Genomic DNA, 13,152 nt, shown 5'->3' with positions numbered 1-13,152 from the left:
CCGGCGCTTTAGCAGTATTTATAAGTCGCTCTGCAAGTTGCCATTAAATCAGCGACGACTGAATCTAAAACATCGGAATATTATCTGCAAATAATATTGTAAGACATTTATTATATAATATTTATATGTAAGAAAATGTAGTCTTGAAAATATTTACTTCACAAAAATAGATAGAATTGATCTTTGACCAAAGAACTCTAGCTACCATAAACAATATAAAATCAAAGTTTATAATCTAGATTTTGAAAACTAGGTAATAGTGTAGCCGAAGCATTAAGTCCAATAAGGCGACAATTATCAACAATTTTTTGCTTTAAAGATTTGTTTATATTATTATTTGCGCCCACACATCACTAACGTCTTCCCAGAGGCGATATTAGCTTATCTTATCTGGGTCATTGTGTTAGGGTGTTGGAGGTTATAGGGAGTCGGAGGGGTCCGGCTCCTTTTTTTTTTGTCAAATAATTATGCCAATGGAGAACAATCGAGGTAATCTAAATAAAACCAATCGACCAACCCATAATACATTGGGGATGTCAAAAACTGAATATAAGAAGTATAAAGATAGGTTAGTCCAAGAGTATAAACAGGACAAGTCTATTTCAATTAATGCGATTTCAAGAAGAGAGAAGAAGAATGGTATAGTACTTCATGTAGATCGTCTAAGGAGATGGATTACCTCAGCTGGAGTTGAGATACGTCCTGCTCGAATTGCCAGAAGAAAATATGAACAAGGAGGAGTAACTAGAACTTTTTATATAAAAAAGTCTCAGTCCGAAAAACTAGATGAGTATACAAATAGCAGTGATTTAGTAAGAATTGCGCTAGACATAATTTTAGGAAATCCTATTGATAGCATTGTGTGCCGGATGGCAGCAGAATAAGGCAGCCTCAATGTTTTGTATTCGGCCAGCTAACCCGGAAACTTGAAATTGAGCCGTCCGGTGATTCCGGTATGTTTGCCGTCCGATTCAAACCCGAAGGGTTACAGCCGATATCAAAATTAGCGGCTAAAGAATTTCAGGATTCGGCCGTTCCGCTGGCTGAGATATTGGGGGAGGAAGGGATGGCTCTAGAATCCAAAATCCTGAAGGCTTCATCGATCGAACTGCGGATAGACATTATCGAACAATTTCTGACCGATAAGTTTGAATCTTTCACTGTCGCAGATTCTATTGTAAAAGAAACCGTGAGTACCATTATCGAAAGCCGGGGCAGACAAAAAATAAATGAACTACCGATCGACACTGTGGTGAGCAGGCGCACCCTGGAACGCAGGTTTGCAGAATCGGTTGGCATTAATCTGAAGCAGCTATCAAAAATTATCAGGTTAAAAACGGCTGTCCAAAAAATGATTAATAGAGAATACGAAACCCTGACAGAGCTTGCCTGTGATAATGGGTACTATGATCAGGCCCATTTTATCAAAGAATTTAAAACGTACACCGGCCTCACACCCAGAGATTTCTTTGAGCCTACATTCAGTTTTACCCATCTTTTTTACGAGAGTGATTGATTAGTCTTTTCTGACTATTGTGAACTTTCTAACTACTCCAGGTCTGTTTTAGTCCAGGTCCACTGCATTCCTTTCTCACCATTTTCATCTTCAATCCGGGCCGTAAGTTGGTCGCCGGAACGGCTGTAAATAATTCGCTGGGGGAAGTCGTGGCTGAGGTTTTCAAAAACGGCTTTATTTGAAGTCAATTCCGACAGAGTAAATTCGGTGGGTTCTTTTCCGGATGGGGAAGCCAGGTACACTATGGACCCGTCTTTTTTGATGGTTATGCGGAGGAACTCATAAGCGGAATTCTCTCCAAATACATCACGGTGTACACCCAGAATCATATTTCCGGATACCGGAGTCCAAAGTTCTTCCATATCAACACCCTGTGTATTACCGGTCCAATAGCCGGTGATCCAGTTCAGGTCTTGTAAACTCTGGCTCATAAGGGAGGTGGAAGTTCCCAGGGAGAGGACGAGAAAAAGAAGCAGTTTTTTCATGTACTAAGATTTGATTGTGGATTTCGTCTAAGCTACGGAAGGAAGTGAAGTATAAATTGGAAAAAAACGACAATGTAGAATTACTTTTTGTCAACTGAACTTACAGAATACCTTCTCCAATAGTATATTTGACATAAATAACCTCTCGGGCTAAAAAGTTAAAAGCCATTCAATGAAATAATCGTATTTTTTTGTTTTTTAGAACTGAAATCAATGAGCTTCAAATTGCTCAATTCCAGTCAGGCATCTGAGTTCAGTTAAAGCAAAAGAAATAGATTCTTGAATACCTTTTTTGACACAACCTACCTGTTTTCGTCCTACTCGGCAGAGCATTTTACAGTGCTCCTGCTGTTTTTGGGATTTTGCATCTGGTTTATCCCATTCATGAGAACCCGAAGCCGGGAAGCCCAGCGGAAGGTGCTTTTGGTTATGGCCATGATGATGTCCCTCTCTCAGCTTATGAAGATTCCCCTGAATATGTACACCGGAACCTTTGATGTTACCAACGACATCCCTCTGCATATGTGCAATTTCCTTCCCTTTGTACTTGTGTGGGTGTATATGAAGAGTGACAGGAATACCTGGTCTGTGTTATTCTTCTGGGTGGTATTAGGGGTGTCTCAGGCAAATCTGACGCCCTCCGTTCAATTCTCTCTATTTCATTACGATGCCATTCGTTACTGGATGGTGCATCTCTTGTTAGTGCTTGTGGCACTGTATCCGGCTATTGAGTGGGGTTGGGACCTGAAGTTAAGTGATGTGGGGCGATCTGTGGTAGCACTCAATTTTGTGGCTTTAGTGATTGGAGGAATTAATCTCCTGCTGGGCAGCAACTACCTGTATGTTATGGGCAAGCCCCCGGGAACCACCTTCTTCAGCATCTTACCCGAGTGGCCGGTGTACCTGATTTACCTTGAGCTCATCTTCGTAGCCTGGTCGCTGATGGTATATGGGCTTTTCCGGTGGATAAAGAGTGGATATAGAGTAGTTGAATCAACACAAAAGCTTAACTAACTATCTATCTATCTATCTATCTATCCACATACCCCTTACAACCGGTACTTGGGTACACACATGCATTGGGAAACATATCGGCTATGGCGAACCAATATCCATCGTAAGACTTTGTCGGGGCTAAGGTTTCGCCTTCTCTGGGACCGCTTACCGCCTCTCCAAATATATTCCATTGATTACCTTCACTATCAGTCATGATAACCGGTAATTGATCCTGAACAGGTTCAAAATTCAAAATAGTACCGTCGGCTAATTCTCGTCTGAAAGTGACGACAAAGTTATGATCCCGGCTTCCAGCGGCCACAATATGATTGCCGGCATAGTCTTCATTGATGACACTGATCTCTTCTGACATTTCATCCTTCGCAAAAACCCTCACCTCCAGTTCATCACCGGGGTTTCCGGTTACATCTTCTGGCAGAAAGGCGTGAACCACCGTTTTTCCGGGCAGCCGGTCATTTTCATGCTTTACAGGGAAAAGGATATAGTCTTCATCGGTTAAATAACTTTCCCCGTAGGCATAGCCGTTATAGAATCTTCCAAACCCGGTTTCTTTGGTAACTACTTTTGATTCCGGATAGATGGCTTTCCAGGTCTTCCATGTAGTTTGGACGGTAGAAAAGGAAGAGTTTATGGTTTCACCTTTCAGTGGGCCTTTTACTCCCCGGATCTGCATTTGAGAATAGTGCGTGTCTGTTTTTCGGTCGTAGGCAATCAGGTTGTTTCTGAACAATAACCCTGAAACGCCAAACTCTGTAACCTCACCTTCAATCATCCGATCCAGTACGATCCCGGTTCCCGTAAGGGGACAATAGGTAACGGAGAAGTAGGTGTCTCCGATTTCATCATTAATAATTTCATGCCAGTCTAAAATCTGGTGAGGATAAGCTTTGACTTCATTGCCTACTTTTAATCCTATAACTAACCGATCGTCCTGTATGTAATTGATCTCACTTACGGGTGCAAACTGTGGGTCATCAACGGAGGGAATTCCGTCTTTTCCCGGGCCGCCATCAACTATTTCATCGGAGGGGATGAGCCATTCCGAATCGGGATCATCCGGGGTTTCAGTGTTGGATTCAGAATCCGTACTGACCTGATTGCACGCACCGAAAAATACTCCAAATACAAAAATTATAGGGAATAGCTGTCTGAGCATATATGACTTTGTTGGTGCATTCAAATTGTATAATCTAAAGTAGTGATGCACGTAACTTTGAAAATCTTACGCAATTCCATTTTGGTAAGAGGATAGTGCTGCATTGCGTCTGTACATCACAATTAGTTGATGTATTAATTCTAAAGCTGTAAAAATTATGAGTTCGGGGTCTCCCGCAATTGAATTTTCCGGTTTAGCATCCCTCGTCATTTTGTTGATGTCGGTGTATAATCCCGTTCTTCAAGCTCAAACCTGCAGTTGTGCAGGAGCTCCTCTTATCAGCTCTCAGAATTTTGCAACAGTAGTCGGTGGAAGTTTTATGGGTGGCTTGACCTGGGAGCACAATAATATTTCAAGCTTATACAGCGGCGCAAATGAGTTGAATAACCGAACTCAGGAAAGAATTACCAACACGGCATTGCTTGAGTTGAGTTATGGAATCAGTGACAAACTGAGTGTTACCGGCACTTTTACCTATATAGAAAAAAGCCGAACTACCGGACTGCAAACCCAGGTGAATCCCAGCACCATAACTACGAGCGGAATAGGGGATGGAATGGTGATGATGAAGTATCACCTCATAAATCAGGATTTATGGAACCCCTACCAGTTTAGTTTGGGAGTCGGTGCAAAAATTCCTTTTGGTACTACTTCTCTGGAAGCGAATAATGTAGCCTTAAATGCAGATATGCAGCCCGGAACCGGAGCATGGGATGGGGTCGGATGGATGTTTGTATCCCGTGCCATAAGAACCCTGAATATGAATGTGTTCTTGAACGGAACCTATAGATACACCGGAACTGCAGAGCGATTCAACGAGTCGGATAACTATACATTTGGCAACGAATTCGTAGCAATTGCCGGTGTATCAGGTGCAATGTGGGACCGATGGTCGTACGATGGCCAAATAAAGTTCAGGAGCACCACCCGGGATCAGCTCAACGATTTTCGGCTGCCAAATACAGGCGGGGAATGGCTTAGCTTAAAAACCGGAGTTGGCTACCAGGTGCATGATTGGGTTAACCTGCGCGTTTTTGGAGAGCTGCCGGTTTATCAGCAGCTGAACGGAACCCAGCCAACCACATCTTTTGTGTTATCTGCTTCTGTTTTCTTCAGTTTCAGCCAGAATCAAAACGGATTTATCTATGGCACCGGTGAATAATTTATACAGGCTCATTGCAGTAATTGTGCTTCTATACGTTGGAGCCTATCCGGTATATGGGCAACAAAGTCAGCCTGCAAACATGCAGTGGTACGATTTTGAAGAAGCGAGTCGATTATCCATTGAATACGAGAAAGACCTCTTCCTGTTTATGGAAGCGGATTGGTGTGGGATCTGCAAGAGAATGCACCATGAGGTTTTTACCGACTCAACAATTCAGTCTTTGTTGAGCACCTACTTTTACCCTGTTCGCATCGATATCGAGTCAAAAGAAAAACTCACGTTTAACGGGCAAAGGATGACTTCCAAAGCGTTCAGCAAAAAGATGAAAATGAATGCTACACCCACAGCTATTTTCCTGCAACCGGATCATATCGTAATCGGGAGTAAACCCGGGTTCATGGATGTAATTGAGTTATCGGTATTGCTGAAGTATATCCAATCAGATGCATGGGAGCGAACATCCCTTGGAGAGTACCGGGATTCAATTTCAGTGAACCAGTAAATTCCGGCCAAAATAAAGTCTCACCAAGAGTATAAGATCCCTGTATAAGCATTTCCTATCAGCGTGATTGTTCTTTTCTCAGGTACCATCGGGTAATATCTATTCCGGCTAGCCCATCAATCCCATGTACTATTACAATAAAAAGAAGAATTACTATTAATTAAGAATTACGATTATGGACTTTACTATTTATAATGAAGAAAACGCACCGGAATCAGCGCAACCATTTCTAAAAGGAGCAAAAGAGAAATTCGGTTTTGTACCCAATCTGCTGGGAGAATTTGCGGAAGCCCCGTCCGTACTTGAAGGCTATTTAAAACTGGATGAAATTGTAGGAAATACCAGTTTCTCAGCTAAAGAACAGCAGCTGGCTATATTAGCAGTTAGTATTGAAAACGAATGCCATTACTGTTCAGCCATCCATTCAACCATACTCAAAAACCAGTTGAATACGAATGAGGATATTGTAACAGCTGTCCGAAATGGAGAACCATTACCGGATGAAAAATTTGATGCCCTTGTTACATACACAAGAAAAGCCGTACAAAACCGCGGACACCTGTCAGATGCAGATATTCAGGCATTCCTCGATGCAGGATATACCAAACAAAATGCCCTGGAAATAAACCTGATTATTGCTCTTAAAACCATCAGTAATTACACCAACCATTTAGCAGACACCCCGTTAGATGAAGCTTTTGAATCGGAGCGCATGGAGTTTGAACCTGCGTAAATTCCTCGCTTGACTTAACACCTTGAACCCGGCTTCTTTTGGAGTTCGGGTTTTTTTATTGAAGTGCTTCTAAGAAAAAGAAAAGCCCGGACTCAGTTAAGAATCCGGGCTATTAAAAAAGCTATAGTAACAATCAGAGCTTGGTGGGATTTGGTGCATCTCCATATACTTCTTTAGGATCAAAGACTTTTTCGTCTTCCTCAAAGTTTAGCTCTCCATCGTTCTGCGAAAATTCCTCGCCGGTGGGCACACTTCGGTAGAAGCAGGAGCGGTATCCTACGTGACAACTGGCACCATTGCCCTGCACTTCTACACGCAGCCATACACAATCCTGGTCATCATCAATACGCATTTCTTTTATGATTTGTGTAAGCCCGGATGTGGCGCCTTTATGCCATAAAGTCTCCCGGCTTCGGCTGTAATACACGGCTTCGCCCAATTCGATAGTCTTCTTGAAGGCTTCCTCGTTCATATAACCGTGCATCAGCAATTCACCGGATTCGAAATCGGTGGTTACTACAGGAATCAGTCCGTCTTCCTGGAATTTAGGAGCCAGCTCGGTTCCTTCTTCAACTTGTTCTACGGTTTTTCGTTCTTTGAAATTAATGCTGCTCATTACTTCGTAATTCAATGTTCAATATTCGTTATTCTGTATTCTTTTTAGGAACAGGATCGTATCCATCGCCGCCCCAGGGATGGCATCGCCCTATTCGTTTAATGCCCATCCAAAATCCTTTTAAAGGTCCCCATTCTTCAACCGCTTCAATCATGTAACGGGAACAAGTGGGGGAGTATCGACAGCTTTTTCCCAACCAGGGTGATATAGCTGCCTGATAAAACTTTACTAAGCTGACAATCAGCAGGCTGAATATGTTGCTCAGCCAGTTCATTTGTCAATTTCGAAGGAAGTACCATCTTTGCCGTCCATAAGCTGAACACCCAGTTCACTCAGGTCGTCCCGGATTTTATCTGAAAGCTCAAAATTCTTATTGGCTCTGGCATCCTTACGGATCTCAATCAACAGCTCAATTAAATCGCTGGTTAACTGTTCGTCTCCGCCGGCTTCCTCCTTCGGCCAAATTCCGAGCACTTCTTCCACTACGCTGTGCAGAAATACTTTTATCTCATCCAGGTTTGAAGGAACGTCTGAATCGTTAATTCGTTTTCGAATTTCCTTTAGCTTCTCAAACAAAATGGCGATAGCCTGAGCCGAGTTGAAATCATCATTCATCGATGACTCAAATGCTTCTTTAAAGCTCTTCAGATCAAATTCTTTTCCATCACCGGGCTCTGTTTGTTCGATAGTCTGAATCATGGAGTGAAGGTTCTTCAAGCCGGATTCAGCTCCGGATAAAGCCTCTTCAGAGAAATCAGTAGTGCTTCGGTAATGACTTTGAAGCAGGAAGAATCGAATGACTTCCGGTGGCCAGGCTCGGGTCAGCAGTTTATGATCACCCGTAAAAAACTCGTGCAGGTTAATCGCATTTCCAAGCGATTTCCCCATCTTCTGGCCTTCCAGCGTTACCATGTTATTATGCAACCAGTACTTCACAAAATCTTTGTCGTGTGCACATTCGGCCTGGGCAATTTCACATTCATGGTGTGGAAACTGATTTTCGAGTCCGCCGCCATGGATATCAAAACTCTCCCCAAGATATTTTGTACTCATAGCCGAACATTCAATATGCCAGCCTGGGTAGCCAACACCCCATGGTGAGTCCCACTTCATGATGTGCTTATCTTCCGCTTTCTTCCAGAGAGCAAAATCTTCCGGACTCTTTTTATCGGAAGCCGTTTCAACACGGGTTCCTGATTCTGCATCTTCTGTTTTACGTCCGCTCAGCTTGCCATATTCTTTATCCGAAGACACATCAAAATAAACGTTTCCATTAACTTCGTATGCATGGCCGTTCTCGATCAGCTTTTTCACCATGGCTATCTGCTCGGGGATATGTCCCGTTGCTCGAGGTGCAATATCAGGCCGGAGTACATTCAGAGCATCCATATCCCGGAAGTAGGTATAGGTGTACTTCTCAGCAATTTCCATGGGCTGTACTTTCTCAATGCGCGCCTGCTTGCTAAGTTTGTCTTCACCTTCTTCAGCGTCATCCACTAAATGACCAACATCCGTGATGTTCTGAACATAGCGCACGTTATACCCCAAATACCGGAGATAGCGAAGCACCACATCAAAAGAGACATAGCTTTTGGCATGACCCAGGTGAGCATCTCCATACACAGTGGGACCACAAACATACATACCCACATGAGGCGGGTTCAGTGGTTCAAACGGTTCTTTCTTTCGGGAGAGGGTGTTGTAAACGTGAAGTTGTAGGGTGCCTTTTTCAGCCACAGCAATTATTGGATCTCGGTGGTGGTTGTAATGTAATCGATGAATTTCTGTTGGGTGTCTTCGTTTTGGAAGGCTCCGCGATATTCAGCCGTAATGGTACTGCTGCTCTGGTCTTTAATGCCTCGGGTTGAAACGCACAGGTGCTTGCTGTCTATAAAAACAGCTACATCGTCAGTTTCTAACGCTTCCTGCAGCTCATCGGCAATTTGTAGGGTGAGTCGCTCCTGAACCTGAGGTCGGCGGGAGTAGTAATCTACAATTCGGTTGATTTTTGAAAGTCCGATCACTTTTTTGCCGGAAGAAATATATCCAACATGGGCTTTCCCGATGAAGGGAAGAAAGTGGTGCTCACAAAAAGAAGTCACCTGAATATTTTTTTCCACAAGCATGCCCTGATAGTCGTAGTTGTTATTAAACTGACGGGCTACCGGCTTATTCTTGGGATTCAATCCCTCAAAAATTTCTTTCACATACATCTTTGCCACACGGTATGGGGTGCCTTTCAGGCTGTCGTCGGTTAAGTCGAGCCCCAAAGCATGCATTATTTCTGCGAAATGCTCCTGAATAATTTCAATTTTCTCTTCGTCGGTTTTTTCAAAAGCATCATCACGCAGGGGAGTGTTAACTCCGTTGCTGATGTGGTCTTCGCCGATCTCTTCGGCAGTGATTTTATCTAAATCCAATGTTTTCAATATTTCTGATTTATAAATCTTGGAGAACAGGACGAGCCTGTGCCATTTAAACAGAACCCCAAAGTTAAGGGTTCCTGCTATTAATTGACAGCGGAAGAACTTCGAACCTTGAACAAGGAACATCGCATTTTGAAAGGCAGTATTTTGGGAATTACGATGGTTTAAATAGATATTCATGACCAGTGACCAGTGACCAGTGACCAGTGACCAGTGACTAACGAATAACGAATAACGAAAACCCGATATGATCAAACATGTAGTAATGTGGAAGCTTAAAGAAGTAGCTGAAGGTAAAACCAAAATTGAAAATGCAGAAGTGATGAAGAAACTGCTGGAAGATCTGCCCAATAAAATTGAGGAATTAGTCAGTGCGGAAGTGGGCATTAATATATTGAAAGGAACAGGTGCGGCAATTTGCGATGTGGTTTTGACAACGGAATGTGCATCTGAAGAAGATCTTAAAGCCTACGCGGCACACCCCGATCATCAGAAAGTTGTGGATTTCATCAAAAAAGTAGTGAAGGAACGAAGGGTGGTGGATTTTGACGACGGACGACCAGTGACCAGTGACCAGTGACCAGTGACCAATGACCAATGACCAATGACCAATGACCTAGAACGAATAACGAATGAACGAACCTGACCCTATCGAAGTACCAATAAACGGAGTCCTTGATTTACATCTCTTCAATCCCAAAGAACTGGGAGATCTGATCCCTGATTATATAGAAGCCTGCCGGGAAAAAGAGATTTATTCAATCCGGATTATCCATGGGAAGGGAAAAGGCGTGTTGAGAAGAACCGTGCACAATTTATTGGATCGAAATCCACATGTGGAATCATATAGTCTGGCCAGCGACCGGAGTGGGTGGGGAGCAACGGTTGCTGAATTGGCTAAAGACTAATCTTCGCCTTTTGTTACTTCCCCGCCATGCATCCGGTACTGATCTCCCGACTCCGGACAGGTGGCTCTGCCATCATCTCCAAAGTGCAGACGGTGCCCGTATTCGCTGACCCATCCAATTTGTTTGGCGGGATTTCCAACCATTAACGCATAGGGAGGAACTGGTTTGGTGATTACAGCCCCGGCTCCAATTAGGCAATACTTGCCCAGTTCATTTCCGCAGATAACGGTAGCATTGGCCCCGATGGAAGCACCTTTTCTCACCTGCGTTTCCACATACTCATCTCGACGGACGACAGCACTTCTGGGATTAACGATATTCGTGAACACCATGGAGGGGCCAAGGAAGACATCATCTTCGCAGATCACACCGGTGTAAATGGATACATTGTTCTGAACCTTTACATTACGGCCAAGTTTTACTTTTGGTGAAACGACCACATTTTGTCCCAGGTTGCAATTTTCTCCAAGTTCGGCATCTGGCATTACGTGGGTAAAGTGCCATATTTTGGTTCCCTTTCCGATGACAGCACCATCATCAATAACAGCTGTTTCGTGTGCGAAATAATTCATATCTGTAAATTTAATTCGGTTGGATATTACCAATTGTTTAGCTGTACTGAAAGTGAAGGAAGTTTTTGGGCGATTCTTTTTTTATCCTCACTCCACTTTGATGACTGTAGAACAGTCAAACCCATGTAATTCATTATGAGCAGAAAAAAACAAATACAAAGACTACAGCGATTCTGTGAGCATATTGCCCAAAAAACAGAACGGTTGGAAGAATACAGTCACCGTTACTCGTGGGTTAGGGGAGTCGCATTTTTTGCGATTTTGGCTTTTGGTTATTTCACATCCGGAGCCATAAATGATTATTTATATGTATTGGGTCTTTTGGTGGGAATTGTTGGGTTTTTGTATCTGGCCGACCGACATCAGAAAGTGCATAAAGCCATAGAGAAGTTGGGATATCTCAAAGAAGTCAAGCAACAACATATTGCCCGGTTGCAGCTGGCCTGGAACGAAATCCCCAAAAGAAGATATGATAAGGATCTGAAAGATCATCCTTTTGCCAACGACCTTGATATAGTGGGGAATTACTCCCTGCATCATTTGGTAGATACATCTTTATATGAGGGAGGTTCACAGAAACTACTAAGCTGGTTGATGAATGAATTTCCTGTTGAAGAAGAGATCATGCAGCGGCAAGAATTGGTTCAGGACCTCATTCCGTTGCAAGCCTTCAGGGATAAACTTTCTGTGATTGGCCGATATACGCAAAGTCACACGTCACAGAAAGACTGGACGGAAGAACAAATGCTTGCCTGGCTCAGGCAGCCGGAGCGAACCGGATACAAACTGCCTTTGCTGATACTTTCGGGATTATCGGTTTCCACGCTTACGATGGCGGTTTTAGCATGGATAGGAGTGCTCCCGGTGATCGCACCACTGGCTTCATTGGTGCTATATCTGAGTTACTACAAACTCAAGAGTGATAAGATAGCCGGACTGTTTGATGCTGCTTACCAAATGGAAAAAATGCTGGGTCGTTTCCGGGAGTTGTTGTTGCATGTGGAGGAGTTCAAGGTTTCAAATAAAGAAAGTTTGGCTCAACTTTTGAAGGTTTTTCAATCTGCAGAAACCAAGCCCTCGGTTTACCTGAGAAAAGTAGAAAAGCTAACCGGAGCGGCCTCTCTTCAGGCCAATCAGGTGGTGTGGCCGCTGGTGAATTTGATCCTTCCCTGGGATATGTACTATTCCATGAAAATGGAAAAACTGAAAAAGGAGTTTGAACCTCGTCTTACAGAGTGGCTGAATACTTTTTATGAACTGGAAGCGCTCAACTCAATGGCTAACTTTGGGGCTTTACACCGGGAGTACAGCTTTCCCGAGCTGACAAACGATTCTGAGATACTGTTTGAGGCTAAAGAGTTAGGGCATCCGCTGATTCCGGCCAACCAAAAAGTGACTAATAATTTTAAAGTGGAAGAGGGGAAGGATTTGTTTTTGATTACCGGCTCCAACATGGCGGGTAAAAGTACTTTCCTCAGAACGGTTGGCATTAATTTATGCCTCGCTTTTGCCGGAGCCCCTGTTAATGCAGTTGAACTGAAGACTAATCTGTTTCGTGTATTCACCAGTATTAATGTTAAGGATTCACTGGAAGGGGGGTTATCTCATTTCTATGCTGAGGTAAGACGTCTTCGAACGCTGCTTGATAAGCTCGGGGATGAGGAAGAGCTTCCGCTGTTCTATTTTGTAGATGAAATTTTTAAGGGTACAAACAACAGAGAGCGATTTCAGGGGAGTACAGCTTTTCTTAAAGAAATTGCCGGCAAACATGGAATCGGGATGGTTTCTACTCACGATCTGGAATTAGCATCTCTGGAAAAAGAAATTCCGGAACTAAGTAACTGGCATTTCGCTGAAACCATTGAAGACGGGAGAATGAGCTTTGAGTATAAAATAAAAGAGGGACCTTGCCCCACTACAAATGCCCTCAAGATTATGAAGATGGAAGGTCTTCCTGTTAAATAAAAATTACTTATTCAGATTCATATAATCTTCACAAAAGCTATTCGCATTCATCCTGTAAATCATTGTAGATAAATAACTTGATGAATAGATA

The 13,152-nt window shown here is 43.2% G+C and carries 16 protein-coding genes; 9 read left to right on the top strand and 7 right to left on the bottom strand.

The features are described 5' to 3' along the window. Window positions 1–533 precede the first annotated feature (533 nt). Both JJ941_RS06750 and JJ941_RS06745 read left to right on the top strand, forming a co-directional pair. A complete protein-coding gene (locus tag JJ941_RS06750; protein WP_290963076.1) occupies window positions 534–884 on the top strand; it encodes a hypothetical protein in 351 nt (116 codons plus the stop codon). After that, a complete protein-coding gene (locus tag JJ941_RS06745; protein WP_290963074.1) occupies window positions 863–1,516 on the top strand; it encodes a helix-turn-helix domain-containing protein in 654 nt (217 codons plus the stop codon). The genes JJ941_RS06750 and JJ941_RS06745 overlap by 22 nt, the downstream gene beginning before the upstream one ends. A 32-nt stretch (window positions 1,517–1,548) precedes the next feature. Here the strand turns inward: JJ941_RS06745 and JJ941_RS06740 are convergent, their stop codons facing one another. Further along, window positions 1,549–2,001, bottom strand: coding sequence for a DUF6265 family protein (locus tag JJ941_RS06740; protein WP_290963072.1), 453 nt, complete (start codon window positions 1,999–2,001; stop codon window positions 1,549–1,551). A 279-nt stretch (window positions 2,002–2,280) separates the two neighbouring features. On the opposite strand from JJ941_RS06740, the gene JJ941_RS06735 reads away from it, so the two are divergent. Next, on the top strand, window positions 2,281–3,015 hold the full coding sequence (locus tag JJ941_RS06735; RefSeq protein WP_290963070.1) for a TIGR02206 family membrane protein: 735 nt from the start codon (window positions 2,281–2,283) through the stop codon (window positions 3,013–3,015). 16 nt (window positions 3,016–3,031) lie between these two features. On the opposite strand, the gene JJ941_RS06730 is transcribed toward JJ941_RS06735, so the two are convergent. Further along, the gene (locus JJ941_RS06730; protein WP_290963069.1) at window positions 3,032–4,174 is read right to left on the bottom strand and encodes a DUF3179 domain-containing protein; all 1,143 of its coding nucleotides are present in this window, start codon (window positions 4,172–4,174) and stop codon (window positions 3,032–3,034) included. Between the two features lie 157 nt (window positions 4,175–4,331). Here JJ941_RS06730 and JJ941_RS06725 point away from each other — a divergent pair, with 157 nt between their 5' ends. The 3 genes from JJ941_RS06725 (at window position 4,332) to JJ941_RS06715 (ending at window position 6,574) form a co-directional block, all read left to right on the top strand. Then, complete coding sequence (locus JJ941_RS06725) at window positions 4,332–5,336, top strand: hypothetical protein (protein WP_290963068.1); 1,005 nt, start codon at window positions 4,332–4,334, stop codon at window positions 5,334–5,336. After that, window positions 5,320–5,841 (top strand): thioredoxin fold domain-containing protein, encoded by a 522-nt coding sequence (locus JJ941_RS06720; RefSeq protein ID WP_290963066.1) that lies wholly within the window; start codon window positions 5,320–5,322, stop codon window positions 5,839–5,841. The genes JJ941_RS06725 and JJ941_RS06720 overlap by 17 nt, the downstream gene beginning before the upstream one ends. Before the next feature lie 175 nt (window positions 5,842–6,016). After that, window positions 6,017–6,574, top strand: coding sequence for a carboxymuconolactone decarboxylase family protein (locus JJ941_RS06715; protein WP_290963064.1), 558 nt, complete (start codon window positions 6,017–6,019; stop codon window positions 6,572–6,574). 133 nt (window positions 6,575–6,707) lie between these two features. Here the strand turns inward: JJ941_RS06715 and hisI are convergent, their stop codons facing one another. From hisI to folE, 4 genes are read right to left on the bottom strand one after another with little or no spacing between them, the layout of a single operon-like run. Further along, on the bottom strand, window positions 6,708–7,190 hold the full coding sequence (hisI, locus tag JJ941_RS06710; RefSeq protein ID WP_290963062.1) for a phosphoribosyl-AMP cyclohydrolase: 483 nt from the start codon (window positions 7,188–7,190) through the stop codon (window positions 6,708–6,710). 28 nt (window positions 7,191–7,218) lie between these two features. Then, a complete protein-coding gene (gene yidD / locus JJ941_RS06705) occupies window positions 7,219–7,464 on the bottom strand; it encodes a membrane protein insertion efficiency factor YidD (protein WP_290963060.1) in 246 nt (81 codons plus the stop codon). Next, window positions 7,461–8,927, bottom strand: a complete 1,467-nt coding sequence (cysS, locus tag JJ941_RS06700; protein WP_290963058.1) for a cysteine--tRNA ligase — start codon at window positions 8,925–8,927, stop codon at window positions 7,461–7,463. The genes yidD and cysS overlap by 4 nt, the downstream gene beginning before the upstream one ends. Window positions 8,928–8,932: 5 nt before the next feature. Next, window positions 8,933–9,619 (bottom strand): GTP cyclohydrolase I FolE, encoded by a 687-nt coding sequence (gene folE, locus JJ941_RS06695; protein ID WP_366069236.1) that lies wholly within the window; start codon window positions 9,617–9,619, stop codon window positions 8,933–8,935. Window positions 9,620–9,863: 244 nt separating this feature from the next. On the opposite strand from folE, the gene JJ941_RS06690 reads away from it, so the two are divergent. After that, entirely contained in the window at window positions 9,864–10,196 is a 333-nt protein-coding gene (locus tag JJ941_RS06690) for a Dabb family protein (RefSeq protein WP_290963054.1), read from the top strand. Window positions 10,197–10,248: 52 nt separating this feature from the next. Continuing rightward, window positions 10,249–10,524, top strand: coding sequence for a Smr/MutS family protein (locus JJ941_RS06685; RefSeq protein WP_290963052.1), 276 nt, complete (start codon window positions 10,249–10,251; stop codon window positions 10,522–10,524). On the opposite strand, the gene JJ941_RS06680 is transcribed toward JJ941_RS06685, so the two are convergent. Further along, on the bottom strand, window positions 10,521–11,096 hold the full coding sequence (locus JJ941_RS06680; protein WP_290963050.1) for an acyltransferase: 576 nt from the start codon (window positions 11,094–11,096) through the stop codon (window positions 10,521–10,523). The genes JJ941_RS06685 and JJ941_RS06680 overlap by 4 nt on opposite strands. 135 nt (window positions 11,097–11,231) lie before the next feature. Here JJ941_RS06680 and JJ941_RS06675 point away from each other — a divergent pair, with 135 nt between their 5' ends. Next, window positions 11,232–13,061, top strand: a complete 1,830-nt coding sequence (locus JJ941_RS06675; RefSeq protein ID WP_290963048.1) for a MutS family DNA mismatch repair protein — start codon at window positions 11,232–11,234, stop codon at window positions 13,059–13,061. Window positions 13,062–13,152: the final 91 nt, after the last annotated feature.

Origin of the sequence: Gracilimonas sp. (assembly GCF_017641085.1) — a bacterium.
In the GTDB taxonomy this organism is placed as follows: Bacteria; Bacteroidota; Rhodothermia; order Balneolales; family Balneolaceae; genus Gracilimonas.
Note: the sequence above shows the minus strand (reverse complement) of the source record. Positions and strands in the feature narration are given on the sequence as shown.

Bases quoted from the DNA above. Each gene is read 5' to 3' on its own strand.
- JJ941_RS06730 (WP_290963069.1), bottom strand. From the start codon at position 4,174: ATGCTCAGACAGCTATTCCCTATAATTTTTGTATTTGGAGTATTTTTC.
- JJ941_RS06720 (WP_290963066.1), top strand. From the start codon at position 5,320: ATGGCACCGGTGAATAATTTATACAGGCTCATTGCAGTAATTGTGCTT.
- JJ941_RS06725 (WP_290963068.1), top strand. From the start codon at position 4,332: ATGAGTTCGGGGTCTCCCGCAATTGAATTTTCCGGTTTAGCATCCCTC.
- JJ941_RS06685 (WP_290963052.1), top strand. From the start codon at position 10,249: ATGAACGAACCTGACCCTATCGAAGTACCAATAAACGGAGTCCTTGAT.
- JJ941_RS06680 (WP_290963050.1), bottom strand. From the start codon at position 11,096: ATGAATTATTTCGCACACGAAACAGCTGTTATTGATGATGGTGCTGTC.
- JJ941_RS06675 (WP_290963048.1), top strand. From the start codon at position 11,232: ATGAGCAGAAAAAAACAAATACAAAGACTACAGCGATTCTGTGAGCAT.
- JJ941_RS06715 (WP_290963064.1), top strand. From the start codon at position 6,017: ATGGACTTTACTATTTATAATGAAGAAAACGCACCGGAATCAGCGCAA.
- hisI (WP_290963062.1), bottom strand. From the start codon at position 7,190: ATGAGCAGCATTAATTTCAAAGAACGAAAAACCGTAGAACAAGTTGAA.
- JJ941_RS06690 (WP_290963054.1), top strand. From the start codon at position 9,864: ATGATCAAACATGTAGTAATGTGGAAGCTTAAAGAAGTAGCTGAAGGT.
- yidD (WP_290963060.1), bottom strand. From the start codon at position 7,464: ATGAACTGGCTGAGCAACATATTCAGCCTGCTGATTGTCAGCTTAGTA.
- JJ941_RS06750 (WP_290963076.1), top strand. From the start codon at position 534: ATGTCAAAAACTGAATATAAGAAGTATAAAGATAGGTTAGTCCAAGAG.
- JJ941_RS06740 (WP_290963072.1), bottom strand. From the start codon at position 2,001: ATGAAAAAACTGCTTCTTTTTCTCGTCCTCTCCCTGGGAACTTCCACC.